Below are 8,653 nucleotides of genomic sequence, written 5' to 3' on the forward strand. Positions count from 1 at the left end.
CGTACCGGCCGCGACCTCCACACAGTCGCCGCCCTCGGTTCCGCTGTAGCTGCTTTTGAACCAGGCGAGACCGGAAGCAACGGTCGAGGGTTCAGCGTTGCTCATAGCTCGTCCTTCGAGGTCAGCCCGATGAACCCGGCCCAGGCCTCGCGCGACACGGTGAGCAGGGGCCCGGCGGTGGCTTTGGAGTCCCGGATGTGAACGGTGGCCGTACCGGCCGCGACCTCCACGCACTGGCCGCCCTCGGTTCCGCTGTAGCTGCTTTTGAACCAGGCGAGGCCGGGCGCGTTAGTCGAGGACTCAGCGTTGTTCATAGCGATCCCAACAACCCTTCGATGAAATCCAAGGACCCTCGCGGACTGAGAGCCTGTGATCGGATGATCCCATAGCGGGCCGCTGCGAGAACCGCCTGCTCCGGGTCGGTCTCAAGACTGCTGGTCGAGTGGGTCTCGGCGTAGACGAACTTCTTGCCCTCCTTGCGGGTGACGACCGTGAACGGCCCGTTCACACCCGCGTTGTCCTCGGACTCAAGTGGCATGACCTGGATCTCGACGTTGGGCTTCTGGCCGACCAGGAACAGGTGCTCCAACTGCCCCCGCAGCACGTCGTCGCCGCCGTACCGATGTCGCAACACCGCCTCGTCCATCACGAAGCTCAACAGTGGTGTGGGCCGTCGGTCGAAGATTTCCTGCCGAGCCAGTCGTGCGGCTACCCGTTGCTCGATCGTCTCCTGATCCAGCGGCGGCCGACGCATAGCTAGGAGTCCCCTCATGTATTCCTCGGTCTGGAGAAGGCCGTTGACGACGTGCGTGTCGTACATGAGCAACTCGACGGCCTGCTTCTCCAACTGGGCCATCCCCTGGAAGAACACCGGATACTGAGCCCTCTCCACCTCCTCCTTCCACACGCTCAGCAGTCCGCCCGCGCCCAGCGCCTCGTCCGCCTTGTCGATCGTCTTCGGGGACGGGATCCTCCGTCCCTGCTCGAACGAGGCGACCGTGGACGCCGAGTAGCCGATGCGCCGTCCGCACTCCGCCCGGTCCAGCCCCGCTCGGAGCCGCAGGGTCTTCAGGGTCCGCCCGAAGGCCGCGACGACACCCGTCCCGGGACCCTCCGGAACCGACCCGGTCTCCGCCGTCGTATCCGCATTTTCTGTCATTTCCACCACCGCCTCCCCCGGCCAACGCCCCACAGGGGAACGCCGTCACGCCGCACGCCTCGTACTCGTGGACACAACGCACGTACAACCGGCGGGCGTCAGTGCGTCACCACTCGTCACGCTACGCCACCGACGGCACCGTAATCAGCGTGACGACGAAACCCGCCAGCACCACTGGCACTCCCCAACTCACGACCTTCCAGATGCGCTTCACCTCCACCCCGCGGGGAGCCCGTCTCGCCCGCAGGCTGGCCGCCGTACGGCTGGACGAGTGGGGCATCCTGTACGGCACTGTGCCGCACGACGACATCGTGCTGATCGTCGCCGAGCTGTCCGCGAACGCCGTACGGCACGGTCGCGTACCCGGCCGGGACTTCCACTTCGGTCTCCACTTCGCGCCCGTATCCGGGACCGTCCGCGTCGAGACCACCGACACCCGGGGCGAACGCCTCCCCGAGTGCCGCCCCGTCGCTCCCGCGGGCGCCGATGCCGAAGAGGCCGGCCGCGGGCTGCTCCTCGTGTCCCACCTGGCGGCCCGCTGGGGCTGGTGTCCGCGCGCCGAGGGTCCGGGCAAGACGGTGTGGGCGGAGTACGCGATCCGGCGGACCAACGCCCCGACAGGCAGCGGGCCTTCCGAGGGGGCCGCCGTAGAATGAACCCCGTCGGCGGGCCGCTGGTACCGCCGGTGACCGGGGGAGATGCGACATGAGCACACGAGGGACAGGGCAGGGGCACCAACAAGGCGCCGACCTGCATGTGTCGTCCGAGGACCTGACCAAACTGGCCAACGATCTCGACCATATGCAGAGCCATCTCGACCAACAGGTGCGCCGCATGGACGAGTTGGTCGACCGCGTCGAGGCCGGCTGGCGGGGACCCGCGGCGACGGCGTACCGGGACTTCCACCGCGCGGCGGCCGAGGACGCCGTGCGGATCCGGGAAGTGATGAAGGGACTGGAGCAGGCGGTGCGGCTGAGCCGTGACGGCTTCAGCAGCGACGACCTGCACGTGCTGGAGCAGATGCGGCGCATCCATGTGGACATCGACAGCGAGGTCGACAAGCTGTCCACGCCGAACACCGCGGGGGACGACGCCCCGCCGCGCCCGCACAGCAGCCTGGACGGCTTCTGACGTTCCTGACGTTCCTGACGCTTCCGGCGCGACGCGCCCGCCGCACAACCGCGTGACCGACAACAGGGGGAAAACATGTCGACCGGTGCCGACGACGACCACATCACCGTCTCGTTCGCCACGCTCCACGAACTCGCCGTGGACCTGGAGGACATCCTCAAGAAGCTCAACGGCGAACTGGGCGATCTGTACGACCGCGTCGAGCCGGTCGTGCTGTCCTGGAAGGGCGAGGCCCGCGAGATCTTCGTCGAGAAGCTCGACGAATGGGACCGCTCCGCACAGGACTTGCAGGCGGCCCAGAAGTGGCTGCACGCGTACGTCACCACCGGACACGCCAACTACGCGGCCGCGCACCGGGCGGTGCTGCGCGGCTGGGGAGCCGCCTGATGGGTACTCCAGCACAACCCGGCCAGGGCACGATCGATGTGACGCCCTCGGTCCTCCACCAGGTGTCCACCAACGTGGCGGGCCAGCAGAGCCCTCTCGACCAGGGCGTCAAGGCGTTCCTCACCGAGCTGGCGCGGTATCCGGACGGTGGTGGCAAGGGGACGGCGATGAAGGGCTTCACCACGTCCTACGTGAAGATCGCCAACCGGTTCCTCGACGTCTGGGCCAAGTCCGTGGTGAGCGTGGGCGGTGCGGCGGTCGGCTTCAACAGCACCGCCAACAACTACGCGGCGGCCGACCACGCCACGCACCCCTCACCGACCGGCCCGCCGGCGCAACGCCCCGCCCCGCAGGTGATCGACACACCGCCCAAGTACGGCCCGGTCACCGACTTCAAGTGGGGTGACATCGACGCCGGCCAGAGCCTCACGCAGGAGATCCTGGAGGGCCTTGAGGGTGTGGTCCTCACCATCATGCGGCCCCTGCTGGAGCACGAGTGCCGGTGGGGCAAGGCGGCGGAGATCCTCCCGCTCCCCAACCACCAGCGCCTGTACTCGATCTCCGAGGCGTGGCGCATGCCGCAGGGCACGCTCGGCATGGTGGAGGGGATGCTGACCGGCTACCTCAGCGGCATCACCGACCAGTCCAACCAGGAGTGGTACGACGCGATGCGGACGTTCTGCAGCACGTTGTGGGGCACGTCCGCCTGGGGCAAGACGCGGGACGGCTACGACTGGGCGAACGACGGCGCGAACAAGCAGGGCACCAGTCACCCCGTCTTCGCCGTCCTGTTCGACACCTGCGACACCATGGTCGACGCGGTGTACAACGTGGCCCTGGCGGCGGAGGACGTACGCGGCGACCTGCACCGGATCTACACCCAGGCCGTGAAGGACAGCATCCGGCAGCTCGACCCGGAGAAGATGGAGATCAGCCACCCCACCAGCGTGCTCAAGGGGTTGTGGCACATGGGCAAGGGCGTGGTGACGGACATCTCGGTCGGTATCGTCCTGGACATCGACGAGGGCGCGATGAACGACGCCGTCACCGCCTACGACAACCGGGTCGACCGCCAGGCCCGGCGCATCGAGGACCTGATGGCGGCGCTGGACGAGGCGTACACCAGTGCGCCGACCTTCAATGCGGAAACGGCGAGGGCCGAGGCGTTCGGCGCGCGCGCCCTGACGGAATTCAAGGGGGATCCGCTCTACACGGTCCCCGGCGACGACGAGTCCCACCACCGTTTCCCCGTCGATCTCGCGAACCAGGAAGGCGTCTCGGGCTCGCACGTCATCGACAAACACGTAGGCAAGACGGACGCACAGTTGGAGCAGCGGCTTCGCGATCAGTCGCGCCTCTATCCGGATGGCGTGGTGAGGCCGATCGCCGTATCGACATTCACGGATCTGAACAACGCGCAGCGGTTCACCCAGGCCGTACTCGACGACCCGGACAACCAGAAGAAGATTGAGAAATGGCTTAACAATAATAAACCGAACAAGGGTAACAGGACCGTCGGCCTGGATTTCGGTCAGGCCACAGGGCGAACTTGGTCCCGGGGAGATTCTCAGCCTCACGACTCCGATAAGGTGCAGGTGACGTTGCGGTATCGCGCCGGAGGTCACCCGCCCTATGTCGTACTCACCTCGACACCTAGCGACGATCTCCCGAACTCATGAACGAATTTATATCGGAATGGTGAATTATCGTGGTTGATGCTGCGTCGTGGGAGTCCGCCCTCTTCGACCTGTACGGGGGCGGCTGGACCTTCGCACGGGTGGGACCGAGGCAGCATGAGGACTGGCGGCGGGACGTCGCGGCGGTGCTGGCCCTCAAGGTCACCGACCCGCGTGGCTGGAAGGCGTTCAACTACGCACCGGAGATCAACGAGGACCGAAGCGGCATCGGAGCCCCCTTCGTGCTGTGGTCCCCCGAGGAGCTCGGGGAAAGCCTCTACGAAATCGGCAGAGAGTCGGCCGCCCAGCTCTTGGTGGCACTCAAGGGAGAGTTCTTCCAAGTGGCCGGTATTCCCGATTTCGAAACCCGCAAGGAAGGCTTGTTCAAGAGCTCCGAGGAAATCCTCTCAAGGTTTGATTCGAACTCTCTCTTCTTCACCAACGCAGCGGATGCCCGCGAGAATCGAGACGCCGACCTGCTGAACCCGGACACCGAGTGGTCCTGTCTCTCCGTGTACACCACGGACTGCGGAGTCGTCGTCGTGTCCGACACAGAGGTCGCGGCTTTCTGGGCATTCTGGGAAGACTGAAAGGAAAGCCGAGATGCGCACCAGAAGTGCCACCTACCCCGACCGCGACACCGCCCAATGGGCCACCCAGCAGGTCGTCACCGCCAATGAGCAGCTCATCCACCGTTGGCTCGCGCAGTCCACGCGGGCGCGGTTGAGCATCGAGGCGGCCTGGCCCGCCCGGGAGGAGCCGGTCGGGCGGGTGCTGTTGCAGGCGATGATGCTGGCCGGCCGGGAGCCCGTCGAGGTGCGGGCCGCCCGGGTGGTCCTCAGACGGGACCCCGCCCGCCCGCACGGCTTCACCGTGCACTCCACGTTCCCGATCTATCTCTAGACCCGTAGACCCGTAGAGGCTGACCACCGTGCCCCTGAGCCCCCTCGAACACGACCGCCGCTACGGCGAACTCGACCAGGTCATGCGCGCCTACCTCGGGCAACCCGCGGACGACACCCCGGAACAGCCCGGTCCGGCCCTGACCGCCTACCTCCGGCACACCTGGCACACCCGGCCGTGGGCCCTCGCCACCGCCGAACGGCAGTTGCGGGAGTACGCCGACAACCCGCCGGGCCGACTCCGGCTGCGGCTCGGCGAGTTCTACGCCATCCCCGATGCCGGCCTGCCCCAGGGCGAGATCCAGTCCTGGCTGCGCTGTCTCGCCGACCACATCAAGGACAGCATCGAGACGGGAGAGGTGCCCCCGCCCGCGGTCCCGGCCACGCACTGGGAGTGGCACGCCCGCTTCCCGGAGCTGGGGCAGTTCCTCGGGGGATGGTTCTCCCAGGACATGCCGGACGAGTTCGACGACCATCACGCCGCCGTCGAGGACTACCGCGACTCCACCGACCGCCACCTCGTGGCCCGCCTCGTCGGGGAGCTCCAGGAACTGCTCGCGCTGGACCTGGACGAGCCCGACTGCGCCCTCGCCGTCGCCGAACTCGGCATGGAGGTCGACCCTCCCGCCCCCTACTCGCCCAGCGGCTGGCTGTCGGCCGTCGCGGGCCAACTCGCCGTGCCGACCGGCGAGGGCTGAGCGAGCAGGCTCCTACACCGACGGCCTCAGCGGACGCTCCCGTACCCCCTTCAGATGTCGTTCGAACACATCCCTTGGTTCCGGGGTCAGGGTGCGCAGGGCGACCAGGGCGGTGATGACGACGTCGCACAGTTCGGCCTGGACGTCGTCCCAGGTGTGGGTGACGCCCTTGCGGGGGTTCTGGCCGGTCGCGCCGATCACCGCCTCCGCGACCTCGCCGGCCTCCTCCGACAGCTTGAGGATGCGCAACAGCAGGGCCTCCCGGCCGGGTTGGGCCGTCCGGGTGGCCTCCAGGCGGGAGAAGAGTTCGTCGATGGCGGGCCAGAGGGCCTGACGAGCGGGATCCTGGTCGGTCATGCGGGGCAGCCTGCCACGTGGGGGTGGCCGGCACCTCGTGCACCCCGGGGATCCACTCCTCCTGGGACTCCTCGACCAGGAACTCCTCGGCTAGGACTCTTCGACCTCCTCGAACAGCGCCTCCTGCTTCCCCTCCCGCTTCGCCCGGACCCGGCACGTCCGCGCCCCCACCACCGCCGCCGTGCCCGCCGCCGTCGCCGCGAGGGCGGTCGGGACCATCCAGCCGCGGTTGAAGATGTGGCCGAGGGCGTGGTCCAGGGAGAGCCGGCCCGGGCCGGTGATCGCGAGGCCCACCGCGGCGAGGCCCAGGGTCGCCGCGTACTCGTAGCCGCCCGCCTGGGCGAAGAAGCCGTTCGGGGCGTGTACCGCCGCCGCTCCCGCCATCGCGCCCGCGGCCGCCGCGCCCGCCGCCGGGGTGGCCAGGCCCAGGGCGAGCAGGGCGCCGCCGCCGGTCTCCGCAAGCCCCGCGGCCGTGGCGCTCGCCTTGCCGGGGGCGTAGCCGACGGACTCCATGAACTGGCCGGTGCCCTCCAGACCATGGCCGCCGAACCAGCCGAACAGCTTCTGCGCGCCGTGTGCCGCCAGTACCCCGCCCGTCCCCAGCCGGAGCAGCAGCAGGCCCAGATCACGTCGGTCGTAACAGGTCATGGCGACTCCCAAGCCCAGATGACAAAGCCCCTCCTGTGTTACCACCGTCACACCGGTCACACCATCGGATGCATCCCACCGCGCGCTCCGGTGGCGGTGCCGGTGACCCGGTGTGAGCCTGGCGCCATGACGATTCAGCCAGCCAAACTCAGCGATCCGGCCGTCCGGGCCTTCGTCAGTGCCGTCAACGCCCATGATCGCGAGGGCTTCCTGGCGCTGCTCACACCTGACGCGACCATGTCGGACGACGGCTCCGACCGTGATCTCGCCGACTGGATCGACCGGGAGATCTTCTCGTCCCACGGTCATATGGACGTCGACAACGAGTCCCGCGGCGGCCGCGCCCTGGTCGCCCGCTACAGCAACGACACCTGGGGCGAGATGAACACCCGGTGGAGCTTCACCGTCGACGAGGACGGACGGATCTCGCGCTTCGAGACCGGTCAGGCGTGAGGCTGCTCACGTCGGCCACGTCACGTTATCCGGTCAGATTTTCATAACGTGGCAAATTCCCTAGCCGTCACCACCCTTCGGTGCCGAATCCGCTGCTCGGCGCGGTGTACCGTCCCGGGGTGCGCGAATCCACCCGGCTCAGTCGGCGTGCCGTCCTCGGGCTGACGGCCGCCGCCCTTCCCACGTCCGCCGTCCTCCCCCTGGCCGCGGCCGCCCCGGCCCGCGCCGCGTCCCCGGCCACCGCCATCGGCGGCGAACGGCTGGCCCGCGGCGGGCTCCAGGTGGACGGCGCGGCGGCGGTGCCCACCAAGCTGCTCACCGCGCGCGCCTGGCTGGTCGCCGACGGTACGACCGGTGAGGTGCTCGCCTCCTTCAACGCCCATCAGCGCCTCGCGCCCGCGTCCACGCTGAAGATGCTGTTCGCGGACACCGTGCTGAAGAAGTTCGACCGCACCGAGAAGTACACGGTCAAGGACTCCGACATCTCCGACGTCCCGGCCGGCTCCAGCCTCGTCGGGATCAAGGCGGGCATCACCTACACCGTCGAGCAGCTGTGGCAGGGCGTGTTCCTGCGCTCCGGCAACGACGCCGTGCACGTCCTCGCGCACATGAACGGCGGCATCGCCAGGACCGTCGCCGAGATGCAGGCCAGGGCGCAGGACCTCCAGGCCCTCGACACCCATGTGGTCAGCCCCGACGGCTTCGACCACCCCGGCCAGCTGTCCTCGGCGTACGACCTCACGCTCTTCGCCCGGCACGGGCTCGCGGACCCCGACTTCCGGGGCTACTGCGGCACCCGGATCGCGAACTTCCCGGCGGGCGGCAAGAAGACCTTCCAGATCCAGAACACCGACCGCCTGCTCACCGGGGCGTGGGGCCTGAAGACGTACGACGGCCTGATCGGCGTGAAGAACGGTTACACCAGCCACGCGGGCAACACCTTCACCGGCGCCGCCACTCGCGACGGCCGCACCCTGCTGGTCACGGTCATGCACCCGGCCACCGGCAGCAACGCCGTCTACGAGCAGACCGCCGCCCTCCTCGACTGGGGCTTCACCCACGGCCGTACGGCCCGGCCGGTGGGCGCGCTGGTCAAGCCGCTCAGCGAGGGCGGCGCGGCCGCGTCCCCCGCGCCCGCGCACGCGGGCGGCCAGGCGGCGGCCGGCGCGGCGGGCGCACCGGCCAAGGGTCCCTCCGGGGCCCGTCTCGTGGAGGGCGCGGCGGGTACCGCGGCCCTGCTCG

14 protein-coding genes are annotated in these 8,653 nt (G+C 68.8%); 9 read left to right on the forward strand and 5 right to left on the reverse strand.

The annotated features are described in order from the left end of the window. From CCN72_RS05920 to CCN72_RS05930, 3 genes are all read right to left on the reverse strand, one after another. Positions 1 to 105 (reverse strand): DUF397 domain-containing protein (locus tag CCN72_RS05920; protein ID WP_143664051.1); only part of this gene is annotated, 105 nt, incomplete at its 3' end. Further along, a complete protein-coding gene (locus tag CCN72_RS05925) occupies positions 102 to 314 on the reverse strand; it encodes a DUF397 domain-containing protein (RefSeq protein WP_086806616.1) in 213 nt (70 codons plus the stop codon). The genes CCN72_RS05920 and CCN72_RS05925, both read right to left, overlap by 4 nt. After that, positions 311 to 1,159: a helix-turn-helix domain-containing protein gene (locus tag CCN72_RS05930; protein ID WP_086806625.1), complete on the reverse strand. Its 849-nt coding sequence runs from the start codon at positions 1,157 to 1,159 to the stop codon at positions 311 to 313. The genes CCN72_RS05925 and CCN72_RS05930 overlap by 4 nt, the downstream gene beginning before the upstream one ends. Positions 1,160 to 1,362: 203 nt before the next feature. On the opposite strand from CCN72_RS05930, the gene CCN72_RS05935 reads away from it, so the two are divergent. The 7 genes from CCN72_RS05935 (at position 1,363) to CCN72_RS05965 (ending at position 5,953) form a co-directional block, all read left to right on the forward strand. Next, positions 1,363 to 1,815: an ATP-binding protein gene (locus CCN72_RS05935; RefSeq protein WP_202442953.1), complete on the forward strand. Its 453-nt coding sequence runs from the start codon at positions 1,363 to 1,365 to the stop codon at positions 1,813 to 1,815. Positions 1,816 to 1,864: 49 nt separating this feature from the next. Continuing rightward, positions 1,865 to 2,290 (forward strand): WXG100 family type VII secretion target, encoded by a 426-nt coding sequence (locus CCN72_RS05940; RefSeq protein WP_086806618.1) that lies wholly within the window; start codon positions 1,865 to 1,867, stop codon positions 2,288 to 2,290. A gap of 75 nt (positions 2,291 to 2,365) precedes the next feature. Continuing rightward, complete coding sequence (locus CCN72_RS05945) at positions 2,366 to 2,677, forward strand: WXG100 family type VII secretion target (protein WP_086806619.1); 312 nt, start codon at positions 2,366 to 2,368, stop codon at positions 2,675 to 2,677. Then, positions 2,677 to 4,356: an RNase A-like domain-containing protein gene (locus tag CCN72_RS05950; protein WP_143664052.1), complete on the forward strand. Its 1,680-nt coding sequence runs from the start codon at positions 2,677 to 2,679 to the stop codon at positions 4,354 to 4,356. Before CCN72_RS05945 ends, CCN72_RS05950 begins: the two co-directional genes overlap by 1 nt. Before the next feature lie 29 nt (positions 4,357 to 4,385). Further along, entirely contained in the window at positions 4,386 to 4,943 is a 558-nt protein-coding gene (locus tag CCN72_RS05955) for a hypothetical protein (RefSeq protein ID WP_086806621.1), read from the forward strand. A 13-nt stretch (positions 4,944 to 4,956) separates the two neighbouring features. Continuing rightward, positions 4,957 to 5,256: an RNase A-like domain-containing protein gene (locus CCN72_RS05960; protein ID WP_085564464.1), complete on the forward strand. Its 300-nt coding sequence runs from the start codon at positions 4,957 to 4,959 to the stop codon at positions 5,254 to 5,256. A 28-nt stretch (positions 5,257 to 5,284) separates the two neighbouring features. Continuing rightward, positions 5,285 to 5,953: a contact-dependent growth inhibition system immunity protein gene (locus tag CCN72_RS05965; protein WP_086806622.1), complete on the forward strand. Its 669-nt coding sequence runs from the start codon at positions 5,285 to 5,287 to the stop codon at positions 5,951 to 5,953. 12 nt (positions 5,954 to 5,965) lie between these two features. Here CCN72_RS05965 and CCN72_RS05970 read toward each other — a convergent pair whose 3' ends face one another. Beyond that, positions 5,966 to 6,310, reverse strand: a complete 345-nt coding sequence (locus tag CCN72_RS05970) for a MazG-like family protein (RefSeq protein ID WP_086806623.1) — start codon at positions 6,308 to 6,310, stop codon at positions 5,966 to 5,968. A gap of 90 nt (positions 6,311 to 6,400) precedes the next feature. Next, the gene (locus tag CCN72_RS05975; protein ID WP_086806624.1) at positions 6,401 to 6,958 is read right to left on the reverse strand and encodes a DoxX family protein; all 558 of its coding nucleotides are present in this window, start codon (positions 6,956 to 6,958) and stop codon (positions 6,401 to 6,403) included. Positions 6,959 to 7,084: 126 nt separating this feature from the next. Here CCN72_RS05975 and CCN72_RS05980 point away from each other — a divergent pair, with 126 nt between their 5' ends. Both CCN72_RS05980 and CCN72_RS05985 read left to right on the forward strand, forming a co-directional pair. Further along, positions 7,085 to 7,411 (forward strand): nuclear transport factor 2-like protein, encoded by a 327-nt coding sequence (locus CCN72_RS05980; RefSeq protein WP_085564460.1) that lies wholly within the window; start codon positions 7,085 to 7,087, stop codon positions 7,409 to 7,411. A 119-nt stretch (positions 7,412 to 7,530) separates the two neighbouring features. Next, positions 7,531 to 8,653: D-alanyl-D-alanine carboxypeptidase family protein (locus tag CCN72_RS05985; protein ID WP_086806626.1), on the forward strand; the 1,123-nt coding region annotated here is incomplete at its 3' end.

The organism is Streptomyces murinus (assembly GCF_002154555.1).
In the GTDB taxonomy this organism is placed as follows: domain Bacteria; phylum Actinomycetota; class Actinomycetes; order Streptomycetales; family Streptomycetaceae; genus Streptomyces; species Streptomyces murinus.